Source organism: Methylobacterium sp. 13MFTsu3.1M2, from assembly GCF_900112625.1.
GTDB lineage: Bacteria > Pseudomonadota > Alphaproteobacteria > Rhizobiales > Beijerinckiaceae > Methylobacterium.
The window spans coordinates 17,112-41,564 of sequence record NZ_FOMM01000021.1 but is presented as its reverse complement, the minus strand read 5'-3'; the positions used below and the strand labels follow the sequence as shown (position 1 = coordinate 41,564).

Sequence of the window (24,453 nt, the reverse complement as noted above, 5' to 3'; positions counted from 1 at the left end):
GTTCCCCACGGCGAACTGCCACCGCCTCGCGACACTGTATCACGACCCGCCAACACGCGTTTATTTGATGGACGGCGTTTCGATTTTTTCGGTTCATCCTCCAGAAATCGTCCCGCACGTTAAGCTTGAACCTGTAGACAGTCACGCGGCCGTGCTTGATCGTGGCGCGGCGTAACAGCATTCGAGCCCGGCTCGACCGTATCGAGGGTCGAGGCCGGGCGCATCTTGGGTCTGGCCGCCGTGAGCGTCGATACGAAATCCGGCACGCGGGGCGCGGGGCTGACCGGCTGATGGAGCGGGTGATCGGAGGCGCGGACCGGCCGTCGGCGACCGGTGGCCGGGCTCCCGCCCGGACGGAGCCGTCGTCTTCCGGGACGCGCGCCCGCACCCGGACCATCGTCGTGCGGCTCGACCGCCGGTCCCTGCGCGGCTGGCACATCCGGCTCCTCGACCAGCTCGGGCAGCGGCCCGACCATCGGATCCGCGTCGCCTGGGTCGAGCACGCGGAGGGCCTGCCGCCGAACGCGGAGCTCCTGTTCCGCCTGGAGGCCGCCATCCACGGCCTGCCGCGGCCGGGTCTGGCGACCGCGGCGGAGCCGGTGGCCCTCGCCCCCTACGAGGCGAGCCACGACGGCGCGGAGCCCGGCGGGAGCGCCGCCGACCTCGTCCTCGACCTCTCGGACAGCCCCGCGGATCCCGGCCCGGCGCCGGCCTGGCGGCTCGATTACGACGGGATGCCGGGCGAGGCCGGCCTCCTCGCCGCCCTGTTCGCCCACGGGGCGCCGGTGGCGGCCCTGCGCGGGCCGGACGGCGCGCCGGTGGCGGTCGGCCGCCTCGGCACGGAATCGCACACGGTGATGCTCACGGCCTTCGAGGGCTACCTCGCGCGGACCATCACGCTGATCCTCGCCGCCCTGGACGGCGCCGCCTCGACGGCGCTCCCCGACGGCGCCGGAGCATCCCTGCGGCCCGCGGCCGCCTACGACCTCGGCGGCCTGGGCGCCCGCCGCCGGGCCGCCGGGGGGCTCGCCCGGCAGATCGCCCGCCGGCTCTACGCCCTCTGCTTCCACGGCCCGCACTGGCGGGTGGGCTGGCGGCGGATCGTCGGCCCCGACCTGATCGACCTGCGCCGGCATCCCGAAGGCGGCTGGCAGGTCCTTCCCGACGACGGGCGCCGCTTCTACGCCGACCCCTTCGCGATCGCCCGGGACGGCGCCGTGACCCTGTTCGTGGAGGAATTCGACTACCGCCGCGGCAAGGGCGTGATCGCCGCGGTGGATTTCGGGGCGGACGGCCCCCGCGGCCGCCCGGAGCCGGTGCTCGAGCTCGAGACCCACCTCTCCTACCCGTTCGTGTTCGAGGCGGACGGGCAGGTCTGGATGATCCCGGAATCCCACGCCTCCGGGACGATCGACCTCTACCGGGCCACCGACTTCCCGCGCGGCTGGGTCCACGAGGCGGTGCTCCTCGACGGGGTCGTGGCCGGGGACGCGACCCTGCTGCAGCACGGGGGCCGCTGGTGGATGTTCGCCACGGTCCGGGCCGGCGGCGGCAGCTACTCCGACACGCTCCATCTCTGGCACGCGCCGCATTTCCGCGGGCCCTGGACGCCGCACCGGCACAACCCGGTGCTGATCGATATCGGCTCCGCCCGGGCCGCGGGCCCGATCGTGGCGCGCGACGGCGGCCTGATCCGGCCCGTCCAGGATTGCCGCCAGGGCTACGGCGCGGCGCTCGGCCTCGCCCGGATCCTCCGCCTCGACGAGGAGGCCTACGCGCAGCAGGTCGAGACGCGCCTGTGCCCGGGCGCGGCCTGGCCGGGCACGCGCCTGCACATGCTGAGCGCCGCCGGCGGCTTCGAGTTCATCGACGGATCGCACCGGGCGCGCCCCCGCCTCTTGGGCTGAGCGCGTCTCTGGGCTGAGCGCGTCTCTGGGCTGAGCGCGCCTCTCGGGCCGAGCCGAGGCCGAACCGCCCCGCGCGGGCCCGTCGGTGCCGAACGGCACCCGCTTACGGCTCGCATCCCGGCCCCGTGCGCGCTAAGCGGGGGCTCCACCTGCGCCGATCCAGCAGAACCGCCGGGACGATCACCATGGCGAGCCCCGTCGAACATGCGAGCTTCCTGCCGCCGGTCCTGACCTTCCTCACGGCGGCCGTGATCGGCGTGCCGATCTTCCGGCTGATCGGGCAGAGCGCCGTGCTCGGCTACCTCGTGGCCGGCGTGCTGATCGGGCCCTCCGGCCTGTCGCTGATCGCCGAGCCCGACACGGCCGCGAGCGTCGCCGAGATCGGCGTGGTGCTCCTGCTCTTCATCGTCGGGCTGGAGCTGCACCTGTCGCAGCTCGTCTCGATGCGCCGCGACATCTTCGGCCTCGGCGCCGCGCAGCTCGTCGTCTGCGCGCTCGTGCTCGGCGGCGCCGGCCTCGTGGCTGGCCTCAGCTTCGGCGCCGCCGCGGTGATCGGCCTCGCGCTCGCCCTCTCGGCCACCGCGGTGGCCCTGCAGCTCCTGGAGGAGCGGGGCGATCTCGGCAGCGCCTACGGCGCGCGCGCCTTCGCGGTCCTGCTGTTCCAGGACCTGTCGGTGGTCGGCATCCTGGCGCTGATGCCGCTGCTGGCCTCGGCCGGCGAGGCGACCGACGTCTCCTGGCTCGGGGAGGCCGCGGTCTCCACCGGCAAGGCGCTCGCGGCGATCCTCGCGGTGGTGCTGGTCGGCCGCTACGGCCTGAACCCGTTCTTCCGGCTGCTCGCGGCGAGCGGCGCCCGGGAGGTGATGACCGCCGCGGCGCTCCTGGTGGTGCTCGGCACCGCGCTGCTCATGGAGCAGGTCGGCCTGTCGATGGCGATGGGCGCGTTCCTCGCCGGCATCCTGCTCGCCGAGTCGAACTTCCGCCACCAGCTGGAGGCCGACATCGAGCCGTTCCGCGGCATGCTGCTCGGCCTGTTCTTCATGAGCGTCGGCATGTCGATCGACGGCGTGCTCGTGCGCGAGGTCTGGCCGGCCCTGTTCGGCGCGACCCTGGCGGCGATCCTGGTCAAGGTCGCCATCGTGGCCGGCCTGTTCCGGCTGTTCGGCTCGGACACCCTCGGGGCCCTGCGAGGGGCCGCGGTCCTGGCGCCCGCGGGCGAGTTCGCCTTCGTGCTGCTGCCGCAGGCCCAGGATCTCGGCCTCACCGGCGTCACGGCGACGCGCTTCGCGGTGGCGCTCGCCGCGCTGACCATGCTGATCGGCCCCATCGCCGCCAAGGGTCTCGACAAGCTGATCGAGCGGCGCAACGCGCGCAGCACCTTCGCGCTGGAGGAGCCCTCCACCGAGCTGTCCGAGAGCGGCGACGCGCGGGTGCTGGTGATCGGCTTCGGCCGGTTCGGGCAGGTGCTGACGCACGTGCTGATGGCCGAGGGCATCCCGGTCACGGTGATCGACAAGGACGTGGAGCAGCTGCGCGCGGCCTCGCGCTTCGGCTTCCGCATCTACTACGGCGACGGCACGCGCCTCGACGTGCTCCGCGCCGCCGGGATCGGCCGGGTCGAGCTGGTCTGCATCTGCGTCGACGACCGGGAGGGCGCCCTCAAGATCGTCGACATCGTCCACGAGGAATTCTCGAGCGTGCGGACCTTCGTGCGGGCCTACGACCGCCTGCACGCGGTGGAGCTGATGAACCGGGACGTCGACTACCAGATCCGCGAGACCGCCGAATCCGCCCTCGCCTTCGGGCGGGCGGCCCTGGAGGGGCTCGGCCTGTCGCCGGAGGCCGCCACGGCCCGGACCGACGACGTGCGCAAGCGCGACATCGCGCGGCTGGTCCTGCAGCAGGCGGGCGCCCTGCCGGACGGGTCCAGCTGGATGCGCGGCGCCGCGGCCGGGCTGAAGCCCGAGCCGCTGACCGCCCCGGTCCGGCCGGCCCGGGCGCTCAGCACCGAGACCCGCGACCTCGTGGGCAGCGACCGGCGCGAGGCCGCCGAGCGGCTCCTGGAGAAGCCCGCCCTGGCCCCGCAGGAGACGGAGGCCGCCGAGGATCCCGATCCGGAGGCCGAGCTCGAGGCGGAAGGCAGCGCCCGGAATGCGTGACGGGCGGGATGTCTGACATGTCCGACGGGCCGCCCCCGGCGGAGGCGGGCCGCTTCGTCACCGGCTCGATCCTCCGCCACGTCGTGGTGATGGCGGCCACCGGCTCGGTGGGCCTGATGGCGATCTTCGTCGTCGATCTCCTGTCGCTGCTCTACGTCTCGACGCTGGGCGACCCGAACCTCACGGCGGCGGTCGGCTTCGCCGGCATCGTCCAGTTCTTCGCCACGGCGGTGAATATCGGCCTGATGATCGCCGCCGGCGCCCTGGTCGGGAAGGCCGTCGGCGCGCGCGACCGCGCGGCGGCGCGGCGCCTCGCGACCTCGGCGCTGGTCCTCGGTAGCCTCGTGGCCGCCCTCATCGCGGGGCTGATCGCGCTGCTGGCCGGCCCGCTCCTGGCCCTGATCGGCGCGCAGGGCGAGGCGCTGCGGGTGGCCGTCCTGTTCCTCTACATCACCCTGCCGTCGAACCTTCTGCTCGCCGCCGGCATGCTGTTCACCGGGCTGCTGCGCGCGGTCGGCGAGGCGCGGCAGGCGATGTCGGTCACCCTGGCCGGCGCCGTGATCACCGCGCTCCTCGATCCGCTGCTGATCTTCGGGGCCGGCCTCGGCGTCACGGGCGCGGCGATCACGGTCTGCGCGGCGCGTGCGACCTTCGTGGCGGTGGGCGTCCGCGGCGTCGCCCGGCACGGTCTCCTCGGCCGGCCGCGCCTGTCCGATCTGCCGGCCGACGCGGCCGCCCTGGCGGGTGTCGCGGGCCCGGCCGTGCTCACGAACCTCGCCCCCTCGGTGGCGAGCGCCTTCCTGGCACGCCTGTTTGCCGGCTATGGAGCGGACGCGGTCGCGGCCGCGTCGGTGATCGACCGGCTGACGCCGGTGGCCTTCGGCGGCCTGTTCGCGCTGTCGGGGGCGATCGGCCCGATCCTGGCGCAGAACTGGGGCGCGGGCCTGTTCGACCGGATGCGCGGCGTGCTCGGCGCGGCGATCCGGGTGACTCTGGCCTACTGCGCCGCGGTCTGGCTCCTCCTGGCGCTGGCTCGGGGATGGCTCGCCGGCCTGTTCGGCCTGCAGGGGGTCGCGGCCGAGCTGTTCGGCTTCTTCTGCCTCGTCGGCGGCGCGATCTGGTTCTTCAACGGGCTCCTGTTCCTCGGCAACGCCGCCTTCAACAATCTCGGCTTCCCGCTGCGCTCGACGCTGCTGAACTGGGGCCGGGCGACGCTCGGGACGATCCCGCCGGCCATGCTCGGCGCGTCGCTCTACGGCCCCCGCGGCGTGGTGGCCGGGATGGGGGTCGGCTCCCTGGTCTTCGGCGCGCTCGGCATCCTGCTCGCCCGCCGCACGGTCGACCGGCTGGAGGGGGTCGGCCCGCGCCGGCCGGAGCCGGACGTCGCCGCCGAGGCACCCCACCGGGCGGCACCGCTGCCGCCGGGGCACGCTCATCCCGAGCCGTTGAGCTGAGACGGCGGCGCGGAGGCACAAGTTCCGCGGGTGGGAACTGGTATTTCCCCGCGCAAAGGGTCACGATGCCCTGTCCCGGGCGGTCCCGGCCGGGACAGGATCGAGGCGTCATGTTCAACCCGCTCGAGATGTTCCAGGCCCAGGGCGAGGCCGGGCTTCAGGCCATGGGCCAGCCGTTCGGCCTGACGACCGAGCAGACGGCCCGCGCCTTCGAGGCGCTGATGCCGGCCCTGACGCTCGGGCTCCAGCGCAGCGTCGGCCTGGACCCGACCGGCTTCGCCCGGATGTTCGGTCTCGAGGCCGCCAAGCCGGCGCCGGCGCAGGGGTTCGAGGCCCTCGGCCAGATGTTCGGCTCGGCGCAGCTGATGCAGGCGGTGCTGCGGCAGGCCTCGGCGACGAGCGGCGTCGGCGCGCAGGTCCTGCGCCAGATGCTGCCGATGATGGCGGGCGCCGTGGTGGCGAGCATCGTCCACGTCATGCTGAACCAGCCGCAGGCCGAGCCGGCGCGGCCGAGCGCGCCGCCGCCGCCCGTGCCGTTCCCGTTCGGCCCGGCCTGGGCCGAGATGGCCAGGGCGATGATGCCCGCCGTCGAGCAGCCGGCCCCGCCGAAGCCGGCCGCCAGACCCGCCGCCAAGCCGGCCGCCAGCCCGCAGGCGGGCGCGGGCGACGCCGGCTCCGACATGTTCCAGCAGATGCTGCGCACCGGGGCCGAGGTTCAGGGCAACAACATCCGGGCGATGCAGGAGCTATTCGAGACCTTCTGGCCCACCTCCGGCACGCCGTCCGCGAGCGCCGTGCCTCCGGCGCCGTCGACCAACCCGGCCCGACCGGATCCGGCGCCAGCCGACCCCGCGGCCGGCAAGGGCCGGCGCGGCCGCCAGCCCGGCGGGACCGGTTGACGCGGGGGCGGGGTCCGGTCGAGCGTTGACCCGACCGATCGGAGCGGCACCCTGCCAGCGAGGAGACCCGTGATGAGCGATTACCTGACCGCCTGGGACGACCGCGCCGAGAGCCTCGGCGGGAACGGCGTCGCCAAGCGCACGATCCCGGGCTCGGGCGCCAGCCTCGTGCGCGTGGTCGTCCCGGCCGGCGTCTCGGCGCCGGCGCACAGCCACGATCACGAGCAGTTCGTTCAGGTGCTCTCGGGCTCGGGGATCCTGGAGACCGAGCGGGGCCGCGAGCCGTTCTCGGACGGAAGCGTATTCCACTTCCCGGCCGGAGCGTGGCACGCGGCCGCGTTCGAGACCGAGACGGTCCTGATCGAGACGAACCTCGCGACGCGGACCTGACGGCACCGCCGAGGCGCGGCGCGCCATCCGGCCTCAGCCGCCCGCGGAGGTATCGAACTGCGCGTCCAGGCTGACGACGCGCGCCACCGTGTCCTGAGCGCAGCGGATCGCGCCCTCGGCGGTGAGCAGCTGCCCCTCTTGCGGATCGAAAACGATACCGTCCGACTGGGCCGCGCAGGCCGCGACAGCCATCCACGCCCCGACGCAAGCCGGGAGCGTGGCGAAGTAGAAGGCATAGACGCACGTCCACGGCCCGCCGAAGTCGATGTCGGTATAGGTGTCCGTCAGATCCGACAGCGGAATGATCTGGCATTCGAAGCCGGCCTCGCGGCGCCGCCAGGTCGCGGGCAGATGCCCTTGCGTGGCCGGCGGTATGCGCGCGGCGTCGAGTTTCAGATCGAACCCGTTTTCGTGGATGGCCGCCTGCCATTCCGCCACGCCAGGCATCGCGCCCGCGCAGAGCGCGTAGGCTTCCATGCTCATGACAACCTCTCTCCGAGTAGGATCGCGGATATTGACAGTCCCTTGACCGAGTTTCCTCGTCTCAAGTGAACCTCTATGACGGGAAAACTGTCATCCACGCCGACATCTCTGCGCAGTTCGCGCGCGCGAGCCGGCGTCTACTGCGCCTTGCCGGTCTTGATATCCCAGATCGCTCGAACCGGGGCAGCGCTGGTCCTGCCGTCGCGCGATGAAGGCTAGGCCGAGCCGAAGCTCAGTTATGGAATAATCCAGGACATCCGGCAGATCACAGTACCGCATCGCGTCTCCGATCCTCGAAACATTCATGATTTATTACATGACTTTTTTCCTTTTATCTAGCCTTTGGTGGCAGGGAAGGAAAATATGCCGGCAGCACTCTCGAGGTCGCCGCGGCAGGCTGCGACAAATTATTCTTGGCGCGCGAGCAAAATGCCTGTGCTTGGCCTGAGCCCTCGGCGCGTGTAGGAATCCCCCCTTCAACGCCCGCCCGTGCACGCCGACGAAAGGCCGGGCATCGCCCCTACCAGAACAGAGGCAGACCATGAGCGCCGGTACCGCCGCCGACAAGCACTTCTCCAACAGCTTCTTCGCCGCCCCGCTGACGGAAGCCGACCCCGAGATCGCCGAGGCGGTGGCCAAGGAGCTCGGCCGCCAGCAGCACGAGATCGAGCTGATCGCCTCGGAGAACATCGTCTCCCGCGCCGTGCTGGAGGCTCAGGGCTCGGTGCTCACCAACAAGTACGCGGAGGGCTATCCGGGCCGGCGCTACTACGGCGGCTGCCAGTTCGTGGACATCGCCGAGGATCTCGCCATCGAGCGCGCCAAGCGCCTGTTCGACTGCGGCTTCGCCAACGTGCAGCCGAATTCCGGCTCCCAGGCCAACCAGGGTGTGTTCCTGGCGCTCATGCAGCCCGGCGATACCTTCCTGGGCCTCGACCTCGCCGCCGGCGGCCACCTGACGCACGGCGCGCCGCCGAACGTCTCGGGCAAGTGGTTCAAGCCGGTCTCCTACACGGTGCGCCGCGAGGACCAGCGGATCGACATGGAGCAGGTCGCCCAGCTCGCCCAGGAGCACAAGCCGAAGGTGATCATCGCCGGCGGCTCGGGCTACCCGCGCCACTGGGACTTCGCCAAGTTCCGCGAGATCGCCGACTCGGTCGGCGCCTACTTCATGGTCGACATGGCCCACTTCGCGGGCCTCGTGGCGGCCGGCGTCCACCCGTCGCCGTTCCCGCACGCCCACGTCGCCACCACGACGACCCACAAGACCCTCCGCGGCCCGCGCGGCGGCATGATCCTGACGAACGACGAGGCGCTCGCCAAGAAGTTCAACTCGGCGATCTTCCCCGGCCTCCAGGGCGGCCCGCTCATGCACGTCATCGCCGGCAAGGCGGTGGCCTTCGGCGAGGCGCTGAAGCCCGAGTTCAAGATCTACGCCCGCCAGGTGGTGGAGAACGCCCGGGCGCTCGCCGACACGCTGATCTCGGGCGGCTACGACATCACCTCGGGCGGCACCGACAACCACCTGATGCTGGTCGACCTCCAGCGGAAGGGCCTCACCGGCAAGGCCGCCGAGGCGGCCCTGTCGCGGGCGCACATCACCTGCAACAAGAACGGCGTCCCCTTCGACACGCAGAAGCCGACCATCACCTCGGGCATCCGGCTCGGCACCCCGGCCGGCACCTCGCGCGGCTTCGGCGTCGCCGAGTTCAAGCAGATCGGCGGCTTCATCGTCGAGGTGCTGGACGGGCTCGCCGCCAAGGGTGAGGCCGGCGACAGCGCGGTCGAGGCCGACGTCAAGACCCGCGTCCACGCGCTGACGGACCGGTTCCCGATCTACGGCTGAGGCAAGAGGGCCGCTTGAGCCGGGGCCGGTCTTCCGGGCCGGCCCGCGGTGGATTAGGAAACGGCCGCGGATCCGACCGGTCTGCGGCCGTTTCCATGCCCGAGTAGCGAGATCCATGCGCTGTCCCTACTGCGGCGGCTCCGAGACCCAGGTGAAGGACTCGCGGCCCTCCGAGGACGGCGCCGCGATCCGGCGCCGCCGGGTCTGCCCGGACTGCGCCGGCCGCTTCACCACCTTCGAGCGCGTGCAGCTCCGCGAGGTCGTGGTGCTCAAGCGCTCGGGCAAGCGCGTGCCGTTCGACCGCGACAAGCTCCAGCGCTCCATCGACGTGGCGCTGCGCAAGCGCGCCGTCGATCCGGAGCGGATCGAGCGGCTGGTCAGCGGCATCACCCGGCAGCTCGAGAGCGCCGGCGAGCCCGAGGTGACCTCCGAGGCGATCGGCGAGCTGGTGATGGCGGGGCTGAAGGGCCTCGACGACGTCGCCTACGTGCGCTTCGCCTCCGTCTACAAGAACTTCCGCGAGGCCCGGGACTTCGAGGAGCTGCTCGGCACGCTGAGCGACGGCACGCCGGTACCGGCGGCCGCGCCGGGTCCGGAGGGCGACCCGGAGCCCGAGGCGTCGGGGCGGCGCCGCGCCGGGCGTCCATGAGCGGCGACCCGAACTTCATGCGCCTCGCCCTGGCGCTGGGCCGACGCGGGCTCGGCACCACTTGGCCGAACCCGTCGGTCGGCGCCGTCGTGGTCGAGCCCGAAACCGGCCGCATCCTCGGGACGGCGGCCACGGCGCCGGGCGGGCGCCCGCACGGGGAGCCCGTGGCGCTCGCCGCCGCCGGCGAGGCTGCCCGCGGCGCGACCCTCTACGTCACCCTGGAGCCCTGCTCCCATCACGGCCGCACGCCGCCCTGCACCGACGCGATCCTGGCCGCCGGGATAGCCCGGGTGGTCAGCGCCCTGGAGGATCCCGACCCGCGGGTGGCCGGGCGCGGCCACGACCTCCTGCGGCGGGGCGGCGTCGCGGTCGAGACCGGGCTGATGCGGGAGGAGGCGGCGCGCGACCATGTCGGCCACGTCACCCGGGTGACCCGCGGCCGCCCGGCCCTGCACCTCAAGCTCGCCCGCACCCGCGACGGCTTCTGCGCTTCCGCCGGGCCGGAGCGCCTGCGGATCACCGGGCCGGTGGCGGACGGGGCGGTCCATCTGTGGCGGGCCCACGCCGACGCGATCCTGATCGGCATCGGCACCGCCCGGGCCGACGACCCGTCGCTGACCGTGCGGCTGCCGGGCCTCGGCACGCGCTCGCCCCTGCGGGTCGTGCTCGACACGCATCTGCGGCTCTCCCCGGCGAGCGTCCTCGCCCGCACCGCCCGCGACACACCGACTTTGGTGCTCACGACCCGCTCGGCCCCGGCCCACGCGCGGCGGGCCCTGGAGGCCCTCGGCGTCGAGGTCGCCACCGTAGCGGCGGACGCGGCCGGCGGGATCGACCTTCCGGCGGCCCTGGCGCGTCTCGGCGAGCGCGGCCTGACCCGCCTGTGCAGCGAGGGCGGCCCCCGCCTTGCGGAGGCGCTGGCCCGGGCCGATCTGATCGATGCCTGCACGCTGGTCACCGGGCCGGCGGAGCTGGGCGCAGCGGGCGGCCTGCCGGCCCTGGGCCCGGCCCTGGCGGAAGCCCTGGCGGGCGAGCGGTTCCGGGAGGCCGAGCGGCTGCAGCTCGGGCCCGACACGGCCGTGACCTACGAACGCAACAGGACGTAAGCGATGTTCACGGGCTTGGTCAGCGCTATCGGCACGGTCGTCTCGGTCTCGGGCGACGGTGACCTGCGCCGGATCGCGATCCGCGCCGCCTACGATCCGGCGACGATCGCGCTCGGCGCCTCGATCGCCTGCGCCGGACCGTGCCTCACCGCCGTGTCGGTAGAGCCGGCCGCGGGCGGTTGCGTCTTCGCGGTGGACGCCGCCGCCGAGACGCTGGCGCGCACCACCGTCGGCACCTGGGCGGCAGGCACGCGGATCAACCTCGAACGCTCCCTGAAGATCGGCGACGAGCTCGGCGGCCATCTCGTCACCGGCCATGTCGACGGCCTCGCCGAGATCGTGGAGCGCGTGGGCGTGACGGCCGATGCCTGGGGCGCCAGCGAGCGCTTCACCCTGCGGGCCCCGGCCGCCGTGAAGAAGTTCATCGCCGAGAAGGGCTCGGTCTGCCTCGACGGCACCTCGCTCACCGTGAATGCGGTCGCGGACGACCTGTTCTCGGTGCTGCTGATCCCGCACACGCTCCAGGTCACCACCTGGGGCGAGCGGCGGCAGGGGGACCGGCTCAACCTGGAGGTCGACCTGATCGCCCGCTACGCCGCCCGGCTCGCCGAGGCGCGTGTCGGCTGAGCAAGCCTCCCGTCCTTGCGAGCGCGGCGAAGCAACCCAGCGACACGCCCCGTCTGGCAATCGCGCGCTGCCCTGGGTTGCTTCGCTGCGCTCGCGAAGACGGCGCGTCAGCGCGGCGGGATCGAGTAGGTGCCGGTGGCGTGGCAGACGAGGTCGGGGTTGCCCGCGGCGGTGATCGACACCTCGCCGACGGCGAGGCGCCGGCCGAGCTTGAGCAGCCGGCATTCGGCCACGAGATCCCCGGTGGCGGGCTTGCGCAGGAAGTTGAAGGTGAGGCTCGTCGTCACCGCGAGCGCCACCGGACCGATATTGGCCAGGATCGCCGCGTAGAGGGCGTAGTCGGCGAGCGCCATCATGGCCGGCCCCGACACGGTCGCGCCGGGACGCAGGAAGCGCTCGTGGGCTTCGAGCCGCATCCGCGCCGAGAGCGGTCCCACGGCCTCGAGGTGGTAGGCGCGCCCGCCCGCCTGCATCTGCGGGAATTCGCGGTCGAGGAAGTCGCCGGTCTCGGCGAGGGTGAGGATCGTGGCGGTCATCGCTCCATGCAGCACGGCGGTACTGCCGAGGCAATCACGAGGCCTTCGGAACCGCCGTCCTGATCGGAAGGTCCCGATCGATCGGCCGGTGCCGTCTTGGCGAGCGGCGCGAAGCGATCCAGTCGGCGCTACATTCACCGATGTCGCGCGACCCTGGGTCACTTCGCTGCGCTCGTGATGACGGAGGGCTGCCACCATCGAGGGTTTCGGCCGGACGCCACATCAGGACGAGGAATCGGGCGGGAGGCGCCCTCCCGCCGTCCTGCTCAGAAGAAGATCGGCCGCGCGCTGGCGGTGATCTCGCCGAGCACCGTGCCGCTGGCCGACTCGACCTCCTTGAGCACCACGTCGTAGCCCCAGAGGTCGGCGAGGTGCTGCAGCACCCGCTTGGCGTCGTCCTTCTGCAGGGTGATCTTGTTGATCGCCTTGTGGTGCAGGATCAGGCGCCGGTCGCCCTCCAGATCCACGTCCACCACCTCGATGTCGGGGTCGAGCCACGCCACGTCGTACTGCCGCGCGAAGGAGCGGCGCAGCTTGCGATAGCCGCGCTCGTCGTGGATCGCCTCCACCCGCAGCTCCGGCTCGTCGGGATCGTCGACCACGTGGAACAGGCGCAGGTCGCGCATCAGCTTGGGCGACAGGAACTGCTGGATGAAGCTCTCGTCCCGGTAATTCTCCCAGCAGTCGCGCAGGACCGCCATGGCGTCGCCGACCCCCGCGATGTCGGGGAACCACGCCCGATCCTCCTCGGTCGGCTGCTCGGCGATGCGGGCGATGTCCTGCATCATCGCGAAACCGATCGCGTAGGGATTGTGGCCGCCGTAGGAGCGGTCGTCGTAGTTCGGCTGCCGGATGACGTTGGTGTGCGACTGCAGGAACTCGAGATAGGCCGCCTCGGTGATCTGCCCGGATTCCGACAGGGCGTTCATGATCCGGTAGTGGCAGTAGGTCGCGCAGCCCTCGTTCATCACCTTGGTCTGGCGCTGCGGGTAGAAGTACTGGGCGACCAGGCGGACAATGCGCAGGATCTCGCGCTGCCAGGGGCGCAGGCGGGGCGCGGCCTTCTCCAGGAAATACAGGATGTTCTCCTGCGGCAGTTCGAGCAGCGCCTTGCGCCGCTCGGCGGCCGCGTCCGGACGCGCCGTGCCGATTTTCTGCGGCAGGGTGCGCCAGAGATCGTTGTAGATCTGCTCGCCGTGCTCGATCCGCTCGCGCTCGCGCCGCTGCTCGGAGGCGAGGTCCGGCCGCTTCTTGCGCGGGTAGCGGTGGACGCCCTGGCTCATCAGCGCGTGGGCGGCGTCGAGCACCTGCTCCACCGCCTGGTGGCCGTAGCGCTCCTCGCAGCGGGCGATGAAGCCCTTGGCGAAGTCGAGGTAGTCGAGGATGCCCTCGGCGTCGGTCCACTGCCGAAACAGGTAGTTGTTCTTGAAGAAGTGGTTGTGGCCGAAGGCGGCGTGCGCGATGACGAGCGTCTGCATCGTCGCCGTGTTCTCCTCCATGACGTAGGAGATGCACGGGTCCGAGTTGATGACGATCTCGTAGGCGAGCCCCATCAGGCCGCGCCGGTAGCCGGCCTCGTGCTGGGCGAAGTGCTTGCCGAACGACCAGTGCTTGTAGAACAGCGGCATGCCGATCGACGCGTAGGCGTCGAGCATCTGCTCGGCCGTGATGATCTCGATCTGGTTCGGGTACCACGACAGTCCGAGTTGCGGCCCGGCCACCGCCTCGCAGGCGTCGTGGATCCGCCGGATCGTGTCGAAATCCCAGTCGTTGCCGGTGAACAGCGGCTTCTGGTTGCCCGCGATGATCTGGGGCGTGCGTGCCTTGACGAGCGTCATGCGGCCTCCCGATCGGTTGATGCGCGCGCCGCCATCACGCCTCCGCCTCGGCGCGGCCTTCCTTGCGGCCGAACAGCTCGCGGAAGACCGGGTAGATCTCCCGGCGGTGGTTGACCTTGCGCATGGCGATCGGGCCGCCGGCCTTGGCGATGGCCTCGTAGGTCCGCCACAGGGTGGTGCGGTGCTCGACGAAGCCGGCGCGGGGACCGTTCTCGTCGCCCACCTCCAGATAGGCGAAGTGCTGGCAGGCCGGCAGGATGTGCGACCGCAGCAGCTCCGTGGAGGTCGGCCCGTCGGAGGAGACGTTGTCGCCGTCCGAGGCCTGGGCCGCGTAGATGTTCCAGTCGTTCGGGTCGTAGCGCTCGGCGATGACGCGCTTCATCTCCACGAGCGCCGACGAGACCAGGGTGCCGCCGGTCTCGCGGGAGCCGAAGAAGGTCTCCTCGTCCACCTCGGTCGCCCGGTCGGTGTGGCGGATGAACACGATCTCGACGTGCCGGTAGCGGCGCGTCAGGAAGATGTGCAGCAGGATGTAGAATCGCTTGGCGAGGTCCTTCATGTGCTCGGTCATCGAGCCGGACACGTCCATCAGGCAGAACATAACAGCCTGCGCGATCGGCCGCGGATAGGGCTCGAACCGGCGGAAGCGCAGGTCGATCGGGTCGACGTAGGGGATGCGCTTCGCGCGCTCGCGCAGCCGGAACAGGGCCTGCTCCAGGTCCGGCCGCTCCGGGTGCCCCTCGGCGAGGGCGTCGAGCCGGGCCTCCAGGGCCGCGACCTCGTCGGGCTTCGGGCGCTTGAGGGCGATCCGCCGCGACATCGAGTTGCGCAGGGTTCGGGTGAGCGCGAGGTTCGCGGGCGAGCCGGTGACCGTGTAGCCCGCCCGGCGCAACCCTTCCGTCTCGACGATGGCGAGGCGACGCTTGGCGAGGTCCGGCAATTCCAGATCCTCGAGGAAGAGTTCCAAGAACTCCTCGCGGGTGAGCACGAAGCGGAACGCGTCCTCGCTGTTCTCGCCGCCCTCTCCGCCCTCGCCGGAGCCGCGACCGCCGCCGCTGCCCGGCGGGCGCTCGATCGTGTCGCCCTCCACGTAGGTCTTGTTGCCGGGCAGGATGTGATCCTGCAGGCCGGTGCCGGGCTGGCGCGAGAAGCGGGGCTCCCGGACGCCGTCCGCCGGCACGGTGACGCGGCCGTCCTTGCCGAGATCCTTGATGTCCTTCTCGCGGGCGGATTCCCGCACCGCGCGCTGGGCCACGTCCTTCACGCGCCGCAGGAAGCGCTGGCGATTCGGGAGGCTCTTGCCGCCCGGGTTCAAACGTCGGTCGACGATGTGCATCCGCTGCGAAAACCCTCGTCCGCGTGCTCCGGCCGGGTCCGGACCCTTGTCGTACCATGCTGTCACCGGAGGGAAGGATCCCTCTTTGGCAGCAGGGCCGCGATCTTCGCCGGCCGGTCGTCCGAAACTGTGGCGGCGGAGGGTCGGAACGGGGCCCGGCCGACCGAGCGGGCCGGTCGAGCCCCGTCGTCCCTCAGCCGGCCTGCTTCACCCGCATGTACCACTCCACCAGGCGGCGGACCTGCCGCTCGGTGTAGCCGCGCGCGACCATGCGCTCGACGAACTCGCCGTGCTTCTTCTCGGTCTCGCCGTCCTTCTTCGAGCCGAAGGAGATCACCGGCAGCAGCTCCTCCACCTGGGAGAACATCCGCCGCTCGATCACCTCGCGCAGCTTCTCGTAGCTGGTCCAGCTGGGATTCCGGCCGCCGTGCTGCGCCCGGGAGCGCAGGGCGAACTTCACCACCTCGTTGCGGAAGTCCTTCGGGTTGGCGATCCCGGCGGGCTTCTCGATCTTGGTCAGCTCCTGGTTCAGGAGCTCCCGGTTCATGAGCTGGCCGGTCTCGGCGTCCTTGAAGTCTTGGTCCTCGATCCAGGCGTCGGCGTAGTCGATGTACCGGTCGAACAGGTTCTGCCCGTAATCGTGGTACGATTCGAGGTAGGCCTTCTGGATCTCGTGGCCGATGAACTCCGCGTAGCGCGGCGCCAGTTCGGTCTTGATGAATTCCAGGTACTTCTTCTCGGTCTCGGGCGGGAGCTGCTCGCGGCGCAGCGACTGCTCCAGCACGTACATCAGGTGCACCGGGTCGGCCGAGACCTCGGTGGTGTCGTGGTTGAAGGTCGCGGCCAGCACCTTGAAGGCGAAGCGGGTCGAGATCCCGTCCATGCCCTCGTCGACGCCGGCCGTGTCTTTGTACTCCTGCATCGAGCGGGCGCGGGGATCGACCTCGCGCAGGGACTCGCCGTCGTAGACCCGCATCTTGGAGAAGACGTTGGAATTGGCGTGCTCGCGGAGCCGCGACAGCACCGAGAACCGTGCCAGCATCTCCAGCGTGCCGGGCGCGCAGGCCGCGTCCGACAGCTCCGAGCCGGAGATCAGCTTCTCGTAGATCCGCTGCTCCTCGGTGACGCGCAGGCAGTACGGGACCTTGATCACGTAGATCCGGTCGATGAAGGCCTCGTTGTTCTTGTTGGTCTTGAAGGTCTGCCACTCGGCCTCGTTCGAGTGCGCCAGGATCACGCCGGTGAACGGGATCGCGCCGATATTCTCGGTGCCGACGTAGTTGCCCTCCTGCGTCGCGGTGAGCAGCGGGTGCAGCATCTTGATCGGCGCCTTGAACATCTCGACGAACTCGAGGATGCCCTGGTTCGCCCGGTTCAGGCCGCCCGAGTACGAGTAGGCGTCGGGATCGGCCTGCGACAGCGTCTCCAGCCGCCGGATGTCGACCTTGCCGACGAGCGAGGAGATGTCCTGGTTGTTCTCGTCGCCCGGCTCGGTCTTGGCGATGGCGATCTGGCGCAGGCGCGACGGCCGGACCTTGATCACCTTGAAGCGCGAGATGTCGCCGTTGAACTCGTCGAGGCGCTTCAACGCCCAGGGGCTCATCAGGCCGGTCAGCCGCCGGCGCGGAATGCCGTAGCGGCGCTGGATCTCCTCGCCCATGGTCTCGGGGTCGAACAGGCCCAGCGGGCTCTCGAAGACCGGCGACACTTCGTCCCCAGCCTTGAGTACGTAGACGGGGTGAACCTCCATCAGGAGCTTCAGCCGCTCGGCCAGCGACGACTTACCGCCGCCTACCGGCCCGAGCAGGTAGAGGATCTGCTTGCGCTCCTCCAGCCCCTGCGCGGCGTGGCGGAAGAACGAGACGATCCGCTCGATCGTCTCCTCCATGCCGAAGAATTCGCGGAAGGCCGGGTAGGTCCGGATCGTCCGATTCATGAAGATCCGGCCGAGGCGCGAATCCCTGGCGGTGTCCACGAATTCCGGCTCGCCGATCGCCGCGAGGATGCGCTCGGCGGCCGAGGCGTACATCAGGGGCTCGTCGCGACAGGCCTCCAGGTACTCGGAGAGCGTCATCTCCGTGTCGCGGCGGGCCTCGTACCCTCGGGCGAAGCTCTGGAAAAGGTCGTTCGTCGCATGCATCGGCATTCGATAACCCTCTCAGACCGTGACAGCTTCATCCTGTCTCGGCTCGGATGCAACCGACAGGCCCGCTTTTGTCGCAGTGCGGCGAGCATGGCGCCCGGCATGTCGATTGCATGCAACACTCCGGAGCGCTGAAGGCGTCACGGACGAGACTCCGCGACGCCCCCGGACGGCTGCCCGGGCGGCAGGACTGGGCAGATACCGTTTCGGCCGGAGCCTGCTCACAAATCCGTGCCCTCTTTCTTGCCGTCGTCTCCTGATTTGGTCGCCGCGCCCCCGACCGTGATCTTGACGGTCTGCGTCTGGACTTGGCCGTCGGAGCTCTTGACCTCGAACGTCACTTCGTCGGTGCCGGTGAATCCGTTGTTGGGCTGGTAGAACAGCGCCTGGACGGCCGCTTCCTTGTTGGGGCAGCGGTAGCTCGCGGGCGTCTTCAGCTTGCCGACCTTGGTGATCACCGATCCGTTCTTCGGCGGGCCCGAGACCTTGAACTCCGGCATCGGCCCAGGAGAACAATCCTTCTTGAGGTTGGGCGCGATCTCGATGCGGACCGTCTTGCCGGGCGCCACCGTCTTGGTTCGGCTGGACGGCGTCTGGGCCAGGGCGGGCCCGGCCAGTGCCATGCTCCCTGCGAGCAGCGCGGCGAGCGGACGTAGGGCAATCATGGCAGCGTCTCTCCAGTGCCGACCCGGGACCTCTACCCGGACACGCGTCCGGATGTCCCGTTCATCGGTGGAGACCATGTGGGGACGCCGCGCACGGGCGTCGAGGGCTCGGGCGGCGGGTTAATTCTGGAGGGCCGCCGCGACGATCCCGGTGATGCGGGCGATCTGCGCCGCGTCGAACTCGCCGGCCAGGGCGGCGGCGAGCCGCCCCTCGACCCGCGCCCGCTCCCCGGCATCGGCCACCGGCACGGGGGGAATCTCGTCCTCGGCCAGCCGGCAGACCCGGCGAATCGTCTCGGCGGCCGCCAGGAGTTTCTCCCGGTCGGTGGGACCCATCTCCCAGAGCGGGTTGCGCAGGCGGCTGATCACCCGCTTGGCGTCGCGATAGTCCCGGTCGACCCCGGTGGCCGCCTCGATCTGGCTGACGAGGAACATCAGCTCCAGGACTTCGGACGCCGCCTCCGGGCAGGAGCGGACGATCCGCATGATGCGGGCCATCAGTTCCTGGCTGGGCGTCAACTTGGGTTTGGGCGCGGCCATGCGGGCGACAACGCGACGTGTTGCCGGAAAGTTCGCCCGCCGCGCGCGGTGCCGGGGTCGTCGAGCCCGGCAGGCCCGCTCAGGCCTCCATGTCGGGCAGGTCGCGCAGCCCGTCGAGCAGGGCGCGGCAGGCGCGCAGCTCGTCCAGGGCCCCGGCCAGGGCCGCCCGGTCCGACGCGCCGAATGTCGCGCCCCCGGTCCCGCTCCGGGCTCCCGCCTCGGTCTCGACCTCCTGAAGCAGCGGCTCGGCCGCCACGGCCTCGCCGCGGCCGACGGCCTGCACGAAGCGGACGCCGTTCTCCTTGAGGACCCGCTGCGCCCCCGCGATGGTGTAGCGCTGCACGTGCAGGAGGTGGCGGATGCCGGCGACGAGCTCGATGTCCTGGGGCCGGTAGTAGCGGCGCCCCCCCGCCCGCTTCACGGGGCGGATCTGGCCGAAGCGGGTTTCCCAGAACCGCAGGACGTGCTGGGGCACGTCGAGTTCCTCGGCCACCTCGCTGATCGTCCGGAACGCGTGGGCGCTCTTCTCGCCGATCCCGGTCGGCGGTTCGTCGGTCGAGGCGGCGGCGAGGGCTGGCGGCATGGGCGTCTTACGGAGCGGGGCGAAGCGGCCCGATCTTGCCGGCTCGCGGGGCCGCACTCAAGCCTGAAGAGCCCGCCCGAAGCGCTCGCCGACGCGGCCGCAATCGCGGCGCGCTCAGTCGTCGTCGTGGTCACCCGCGCCGTTCAGGCCGTTGATCTTGGCCTTGAGCACGTTGGAGGGCTTGAACACCATCACCTGCCGCGGCTCGATCGCGACCTCGACCCCGGTCTTGGGATTGCGGCCGACGCGCTTGCCCTTGCTGCGGACCACGAAGGAGCCGAACGAGGACAGCTTCACCGTCTCGCCGCTCGCGAGGCAGCTGCAGATCTCGGACAGCACGGTCTCGACGAGGGCGGCCGACTCGGTCCGCGACAGGCCCACCTGGTGGTAGACGGCCTCGCTCAAGTCGGCGCGCGTCACCGTCTTGCCTGCCATACCGTGTCCCCTCGCCCGCGTCGCTCGCCCCATGACGCACGGCGCGGCACCCTTGGCCGCGCCGAACGCTGACGGCGTATCCCTATGATCCGGCACGCTAATCGGCGCTCCGCCCCCGGTCAACCGCGCCGGGGCAGCGAATCGTTTCGGGCGCGCCGCCCGAGCCTCACCAGCGGATCAGCGCCGCGCCCCAGCTGAACCCGCCGCCGATCGCCTCGATCATCACGAGGTCGCCCGCCCGGATGCGGCCGTCCCGCCGCGCCACGTCGAGGGCCAGCGGTATCGAGGCCGCCGAGGTGTTGCCGTGGCGGTCCACTGTCAGGACGATCTTGTCCCGGGCGACACCGAGCTTGTCGGCTGAGGCCTCGATGATCCGGCGGTTGGCCTGATGCGGCACGAACCAATCGAGTTCCTCCGCGGTGATGCCCGCCTGCGCGAAGGCCTCGACGATCACGTCGGTGACCTGCCCGACGGCGAATCGGAACACGTCGCGGCCCTCCATGCGCAGGTGGCCGGTTGTGCCGGTGGAGCCGGGGCCGCCGTCGACGTAGAGCTTCTCCCGGTGGCGTCCGTCCGACCGCAGGCTCGCGCTGAGGACGCCGCGGTCCCCGGCCCCCTCCTGCGCCTCCAGCACGACGGCGCCGGCCCCGTCGCCGAACAGGACGCAGGTGGTGCGGTCCTCCCAGTCGACGATCCGCGAGAAAGTCTCGGCGCCGATCACGAGGGCCCGGCGGGCGGCCCCCGTGGTCAGGAACTTGTCGGCGGTCGAGACCGCGAAGACGAAGCCGGCACACACCGCCTGCAGGTCGAAGGCCGCGCCCTGATGGATGCCCAGCGCCGCCTGGATCTGGGTCGCGGTCGCCGGGAAGGTGTGATCCGGTGTTGAGGTGGCGCAGATCACGAGGTCGATGTCGTCCGCGCTCAGCCCGGCATCGTCCAGGGCGGCCCTGGCGGCGCGCGTGCCGAGGACCGAGGTGGTCTCGTCGGGTCCCGCGAGGTGGCGCTGGCGGATCCCGGTCCGCTGGACGATCCACTCGTCGGAGGTGTCCACCCGCTCGGCGAGGTCGGCGTTCGTCACCACCCGCGCGGGCAGGCTCGAGCCGGTCCCGACCACCACCGAGCGCAGTGGGGGAACGCGCCGGTGCTGCTCGGGGTCAGTGCGGAGGGTTGCCATCATTGTCCTTCCCGGACGATCCAGCTTCACAATCGCCGGTTGTGAGGCCGCGGGCGTCCGATTTCCATCCCGTCCGTCGACGGAGGTCCGGGCCGGCGTCAGGCCGGCGCCAGCGCCGCCGTCTGGTCGAGCATCTCGCGGATCGTGCGGATCATGTCGTGGCGCGCCATGTCGTGCGCCAGATCGATCGCCGCGGCGAAGCCCTGCGCGTTCTCCGAGCCGTGGCTCTTGATGACGATGCCCTCGAGGCCGAGGAACACCCCGCCGTTGGCCCGGCTCGGGTTCATCTTGTCCTTGAGGGCCTTGAAGGCCTGCCGCGCGAACAGGGCGCCGATCTTGGCGGCCAGTGTCCGGGTCATGGCGGAGCGCAGATAGGTGCCGATCTGCTTGGCGGTGCCCTCGGCGGTCTTGAGGGCGATGTTGCCGGTGAACCCCTCGGTCACCACCACGTCGACCGTGCCGCGCCCGAGATCGGTGCCCTCGACGAAGCCGTGATAGGTCAGCCCGGGGCTCTCCATCTCGCGCAGGATCCGGGCGGCCTCCTTGACCGCCTCGTTGCCCTTCATCTCCTCGGTGCCGACGTTGAGCAGGCCGACGGTCGGACGCTCGAGGTCGAACACGATGCGCGCCATGGCCGAGCCCATCACGGCCATCTCGACGAGGTGCTCGGCATCCGTGCCGATCGTGGCGCCGACGTCGAGCACGACGCTCTCGCCGCGCACGGTCGGCCACAGGCAGGCGATGGCCGGGCGCTCGATGCCCGACATGGTCTTCAGGCAGATCTTCGACATCGCCATCAGCGCGCCGGTGTTGCCGGCCGACACGCAGGCATCGGCCTGCCCGTCGCGGACCGCCTGGATCGCCTGCCACATCGACGACTTGCCCCGGCCCTGGCGCACCGCCTGGCTCGGCTTGTCGTCCATGGCCACGGCCACGCTGGTGTGGCGGATCTCGACGCAGTCCTTGAGCCGGGGCTCCTTGGCGACCAGCGGCGCGATCACCGCCTCGTCGCCGAACATCAGGAAGGTGGTGCCGGGATGGCGCTCCCGGGCCAGCGCCGCGCCGGGCACGACCGTGGTGGGCCCGTGGTCGCCACCCATGGCGTCGAGCGAGATGCACACGCGTTGGGACATGTCGGTAGCGGGTCGCGGGTCTCGGCGGGAAAGGAGTCGGACGGCGGCGGGACGGGGCCCGCCGGGCGCGGCGGACCATAGCGATACCGGCCCGGCGGGCAAATGAAATCGGGCGGCCGGCGGTTCCGGCCGGACGCGGCGGCCTCAGCCGTCGCGGTCGCGGAGCTTGCGCAGGCCGTCGAGGGGTCCGGCCTCGTCGCCCGCCACGACCGGCTCGAAGGCGATGCCGGGCTTGCGCGGGTACGGGTCGAGGCCCAGCGCCAGGAACTCGGCGGTGAGCGCGCCGAAATCGATGCGGCCGCCGACCAGGGGGTCGGGGATGTCGGCGTCCTCGGCATCGGTGCCGGCGAACCGGTCGGTGTCGGTGAACACCACCTCGACCGGCTCCCGGACCGGCGCCTCGAAGGGTTCGAGGCTGACGGTGCAGACCTGGGTCACCAGGGCCTCCACGGTGCCGGTCACGGTGAGGCGGCTGGTCGCCCCCTCGATGGCGAAGCGCCCGACGAGGTCGCGGATCCCCGGGATGCCGAAATCGGCGGCCAGCGCCGCGCACTCGGCCGGGCTCGCCTCCACGGTGACGGCGCCGCGCCCCTGGGGCAGGCGCTCGACATTGACCCAGCGCGCGAGCGGGAAAGCGTCCTGGCCGGCATCGCGGCTGCTGGCATCGCGGCTCATGCGCGTCCTCCGTGGTCAGGGCCGGCCGGTACCGGCGCGAAGCCGTCGGGCTCCGGGAAGGGCGGCCCGGCCGCGAGCAGCCCGTCGAGATCGGCCCCGGCGAGGGCGGCGTCGGCCGCCCGCACGTAGGCGGCGAGACCGCGCCCGTCCCCTTCGCCGCCGAGCACGTTGCGGACGAGGGCGGCCGCCAGGGCCGCGGCGTCGCCGGCCTCCAGGGCCGCGTCGTAGCCCTCGGCCCGGCCGTAGAAGGCGGCGCCGAGCTTCTTCATCCGCTTGGACACGCCCATGTCGCCGACGCCGAGTTCGCGCAGGGAGGCGTCGAGCTGGGTGAAGACCGAGTTCACCAGATCCTGTGCCACCTCGGCGGCCGGCGGCGGCAGCCGGTTCAGCCGGCGCAGGACCAGGATCGCGTGCAGGCACAGGGATTCGAACCGGCCCTCCACGGTGTCCGGCACGCCGAGATCCGTGTAGAGGCCCGGCCAGCGCGCGGCCTCGCTCAGGGCGACGTGCAGCCCCTCGACGGCGCGGCGGCGCGCGCCCGCGCGGCGGAACAGCCCGGCGATCATCGGTGTCGAACCCCGGTCCTCTGTGGCCAAGCTTGCCTTGTCAAAGCCATAACCCCGCGGTACGGCAACCCACGCCCAGGGCGCAAGCGCCGTCGGAGCCCCGTGCCGGCGGCGACGGTCGCGCCCCGTCCGTCAACACGCTCTCTGGGGGCCCGATGCGGCGCCGTTTCGTCCAGTCCTTCGCGCGCCTCGCCCTGCTCGGCCTCGCGGCAACCGGTCTGTCGGGCTGCATCGGCGAGGAGCTGCGCCACGGCTACCAGGTCGATCAGGCGGCGCTCGCCACGATCAAGCCCGGCATGGGCCCCGAGCAGGTGCTGCAGATCCTGGGCACGCCCTCGACCGTGTCCACGGTCGGCAACAAGTCCTGGTACTACATCTCGCAGAACACCCGCCGGACGATCATGTTCCTGGGCGAGCAGGTCGAGGACCAGAAGGTCACGGCCGTGTACTTCACCCCCGCCTTCAAGGTCGAGCGCGTGGCGCTCTACGGCCTGCAGGACGGCCGGATCTTCGACTTCATCGAGCGCACCACGCCGACGAGCGGCGCCGACCGCGCCTTCCTCAGCCAGCTGTTCCGCGGCCTGACCCGCTACGAGCCGTTCGGCAGCGGCAGCGGCACCAGCGTCGTGCCGGGCGCGAATCGCGGCATGTGACCGGCTTCGCCCGCAACGAGGCGGGCGATCGCCCCGGGCTCCGGGAACAGGTGCTCGGGGCCGTGGGACGCGAGGGCCCGCGGGTCGGTGTAGCCCCAGGCCACGGCGCCGAACGGGCAGCCCAACGCCCGCGCCGCCTCGAGGTCCCGGATCTCGTCGCCGACGCAGAGGGCCCGGTGCGGCGGCACCCCGGTCCGCGCGAGCAACGCCCGCAGCCGGCGCGCCTTCCCGAAGATCGACGCCCCGCAGGCGTAGCTGCCGATGCGGGCGGCATTGTCCGGTCCGAGCACCCGCCGCACCGTGTCGGCGCGATTCGACGACAGGATCGCCAGCGGCACGCCCGCCGCCGCGATCGCGGCCAGCATCGCCGGGACGCCGGGAAACAGGGCGATCTGCGCGGCGTCGCGGGCGGCCAGCGCGTGCATGTGGCGGGCGATGAGCGGCAGCTTCCAGCGCGGGATGCCGAGATGGGCGACGATCGCCCGGGCGCCCTGGAGCCGGAGCTCCTCCACCTCGTGGGCCTCGACCCGGCGGAAGCGGTAGCGGTCGGCGACGCCGTTCAGCACCGAGCAGAACCACCCGAAACTGTCGGCCAGCGTGCCGTCGAAGTCGAGGACGACGAGACCCGGCCCGGGCGCGGCCGGCATCCGGGCCGG

The 24,453-nt window shown here is 71.6% G+C and carries 24 protein-coding genes; 10 read left to right on the top strand and 14 right to left on the bottom strand.

All coding sequences use genetic code 11. From position 1 onward, the window contains the following. Positions 1 to 290 precede the first annotated feature (290 nt). The 5 genes from BM314_RS20770 to BM314_RS20750 all read left to right on the top strand — a co-directional run bounded on the left by BM314_RS20770 (position 291) and on the right by BM314_RS20750 (position 6,809). Positions 291 to 1,907 (top strand): glucosamine inositolphosphorylceramide transferase family protein, encoded by a 1,617-nt coding sequence (locus tag BM314_RS20770; protein ID WP_091979931.1) that lies wholly within the window; start codon positions 291 to 293, stop codon positions 1,905 to 1,907. A 185-nt stretch (positions 1,908 to 2,092) separates the two neighbouring features. Next, entirely contained in the window at positions 2,093 to 4,066 is a 1,974-nt protein-coding gene (locus tag BM314_RS20765) for a monovalent cation:proton antiporter-2 (CPA2) family protein (protein ID WP_091979929.1), read from the top strand. Positions 4,067 to 4,083: 17 nt separating this feature from the next. Beyond that, entirely contained in the window at positions 4,084 to 5,520 is a 1,437-nt protein-coding gene (locus BM314_RS20760; protein WP_091979927.1) for an MATE family efflux transporter, read from the top strand. Positions 5,521 to 5,630: 110 nt separating this feature from the next. Beyond that, positions 5,631 to 6,419, top strand: coding sequence for a DUF937 domain-containing protein (locus BM314_RS20755; protein WP_091979925.1), 789 nt, complete (start codon positions 5,631 to 5,633; stop codon positions 6,417 to 6,419). 72 nt (positions 6,420 to 6,491) lie between these two features. Next, positions 6,492 to 6,809, top strand: coding sequence for a cupin domain-containing protein (locus tag BM314_RS20750; RefSeq protein WP_091979923.1), 318 nt, complete (start codon positions 6,492 to 6,494; stop codon positions 6,807 to 6,809). Positions 6,810 to 6,842: 33 nt separating this feature from the next. On the opposite strand, the gene BM314_RS20745 is transcribed toward BM314_RS20750, so the two are convergent. Next, positions 6,843 to 7,292, bottom strand: coding sequence for a hypothetical protein (locus BM314_RS20745; RefSeq protein WP_091979921.1), 450 nt, complete (start codon positions 7,290 to 7,292; stop codon positions 6,843 to 6,845). Positions 7,293 to 7,833: 541 nt separating this feature from the next. Here BM314_RS20745 and glyA point away from each other — a divergent pair. From glyA to BM314_RS20725, 4 genes are all read left to right on the top strand, one after another. Continuing rightward, positions 7,834 to 9,138 (top strand): serine hydroxymethyltransferase, encoded by a 1,305-nt coding sequence (glyA, locus tag BM314_RS20740; RefSeq protein WP_012320887.1) that lies wholly within the window; start codon positions 7,834 to 7,836, stop codon positions 9,136 to 9,138. 115 nt (positions 9,139 to 9,253) lie between these two features. Continuing rightward, positions 9,254 to 9,787 carry a transcriptional regulator NrdR gene (nrdR, locus tag BM314_RS20735; protein ID WP_056523583.1) on the top strand — a complete coding sequence of 178 codons (534 nt, stop codon included), beginning with the start codon at positions 9,254 to 9,256 and terminating at the stop codon, positions 9,785 to 9,787. Then, positions 9,784 to 10,893, top strand: coding sequence for a bifunctional diaminohydroxyphosphoribosylaminopyrimidine deaminase/5-amino-6-(5-phosphoribosylamino)uracil reductase RibD (gene ribD, locus BM314_RS20730; RefSeq protein WP_020093867.1), 1,110 nt, complete (start codon positions 9,784 to 9,786; stop codon positions 10,891 to 10,893). Before nrdR ends, ribD begins: the two co-directional genes overlap by 4 nt. A 3-nt stretch (positions 10,894 to 10,896) precedes the next feature. After that, on the top strand, positions 10,897 to 11,520 hold the full coding sequence (locus BM314_RS20725; protein WP_091979919.1) for a riboflavin synthase: 624 nt from the start codon (positions 10,897 to 10,899) through the stop codon (positions 11,518 to 11,520). Positions 11,521 to 11,627: 107 nt separating this feature from the next. Here the strand turns inward: BM314_RS20725 and BM314_RS20720 are convergent, their stop codons facing one another. The 12 genes from BM314_RS20720 to BM314_RS20665 all read right to left on the bottom strand — a co-directional run bounded on the left by BM314_RS20720 (position 11,628) and on the right by BM314_RS20665 (position 23,144). After that, on the bottom strand, positions 11,628 to 12,056 hold the full coding sequence (locus BM314_RS20720; RefSeq protein WP_020093869.1) for a PaaI family thioesterase: 429 nt from the start codon (positions 12,054 to 12,056) through the stop codon (positions 11,628 to 11,630). A 266-nt stretch (positions 12,057 to 12,322) separates the two neighbouring features. Next, positions 12,323 to 13,894 (bottom strand): SpoVR family protein, encoded by a 1,572-nt coding sequence (locus BM314_RS20715; RefSeq protein ID WP_091979917.1) that lies wholly within the window; start codon positions 13,892 to 13,894, stop codon positions 12,323 to 12,325. 34 nt (positions 13,895 to 13,928) lie between these two features. Then, positions 13,929 to 15,230 carry a YeaH/YhbH family protein gene (locus BM314_RS20710; RefSeq protein ID WP_020093871.1) on the bottom strand — a complete coding sequence of 434 codons (1,302 nt, stop codon included), beginning with the start codon at positions 15,228 to 15,230 and terminating at the stop codon, positions 13,929 to 13,931. Positions 15,231 to 15,423: 193 nt separating this feature from the next. Continuing rightward, a complete protein-coding gene (locus BM314_RS20705) occupies positions 15,424 to 17,376 on the bottom strand; it encodes a PrkA family serine protein kinase (RefSeq protein ID WP_091979915.1) in 1,953 nt (650 codons plus the stop codon). A 218-nt stretch (positions 17,377 to 17,594) separates the two neighbouring features. After that, positions 17,595 to 18,038, bottom strand: a complete 444-nt coding sequence (locus BM314_RS20700) for an Ig-like domain-containing protein (protein ID WP_091979913.1) — start codon at positions 18,036 to 18,038, stop codon at positions 17,595 to 17,597. 120 nt (positions 18,039 to 18,158) lie between these two features. Further along, on the bottom strand, positions 18,159 to 18,578 hold the full coding sequence (locus BM314_RS20695) for a hypothetical protein (protein ID WP_026605037.1): 420 nt from the start codon (positions 18,576 to 18,578) through the stop codon (positions 18,159 to 18,161). Between the two features lie 79 nt (positions 18,579 to 18,657). Continuing rightward, positions 18,658 to 19,161, bottom strand: coding sequence for a MerR family transcriptional regulator (locus BM314_RS20690; protein ID WP_091979911.1), 504 nt, complete (start codon positions 19,159 to 19,161; stop codon positions 18,658 to 18,660). A gap of 114 nt (positions 19,162 to 19,275) precedes the next feature. Then, on the bottom strand, positions 19,276 to 19,596 hold the full coding sequence (locus BM314_RS20685; RefSeq protein ID WP_091979909.1) for an integration host factor subunit alpha: 321 nt from the start codon (positions 19,594 to 19,596) through the stop codon (positions 19,276 to 19,278). A 166-nt stretch (positions 19,597 to 19,762) separates the two neighbouring features. Then, on the bottom strand, positions 19,763 to 20,770 hold the full coding sequence (locus BM314_RS20680) for a beta-ketoacyl-ACP synthase III (RefSeq protein ID WP_051123757.1): 1,008 nt from the start codon (positions 20,768 to 20,770) through the stop codon (positions 19,763 to 19,765). 98 nt (positions 20,771 to 20,868) lie between these two features. Continuing rightward, on the bottom strand, positions 20,869 to 21,903 hold the full coding sequence (plsX, locus tag BM314_RS20675; protein ID WP_026605038.1) for a phosphate acyltransferase PlsX: 1,035 nt from the start codon (positions 21,901 to 21,903) through the stop codon (positions 20,869 to 20,871). Positions 21,904 to 22,047: 144 nt separating this feature from the next. Beyond that, on the bottom strand, positions 22,048 to 22,578 hold the full coding sequence (locus BM314_RS20670; RefSeq protein ID WP_091979907.1) for a YceD family protein: 531 nt from the start codon (positions 22,576 to 22,578) through the stop codon (positions 22,048 to 22,050). Continuing rightward, positions 22,575 to 23,144, bottom strand: a complete 570-nt coding sequence (locus tag BM314_RS20665; protein WP_091979905.1) for a ubiquinol-cytochrome C chaperone family protein — start codon at positions 23,142 to 23,144, stop codon at positions 22,575 to 22,577. Before BM314_RS20665 ends, BM314_RS20670 begins: the two co-directional genes overlap by 4 nt. 155 nt (positions 23,145 to 23,299) lie before the next feature. Here BM314_RS20665 and bamE point away from each other — a divergent pair, with 155 nt between their 5' ends. After that, positions 23,300 to 23,797 (top strand): outer membrane protein assembly factor BamE, encoded by a 498-nt coding sequence (bamE, locus tag BM314_RS20660; RefSeq protein ID WP_020093881.1) that lies wholly within the window; start codon positions 23,300 to 23,302, stop codon positions 23,795 to 23,797. Here the strand turns inward: bamE and BM314_RS20655 are convergent. Then, a complete protein-coding gene (locus BM314_RS20655) occupies positions 23,734 to 24,444 on the bottom strand; it encodes an HAD hydrolase-like protein (protein ID WP_244539992.1) in 711 nt (236 codons plus the stop codon). The two genes, bamE and BM314_RS20655, sit on opposite strands and share 64 nt — an antisense overlap. Positions 24,445 to 24,453 lie beyond the last annotated feature (9 nt).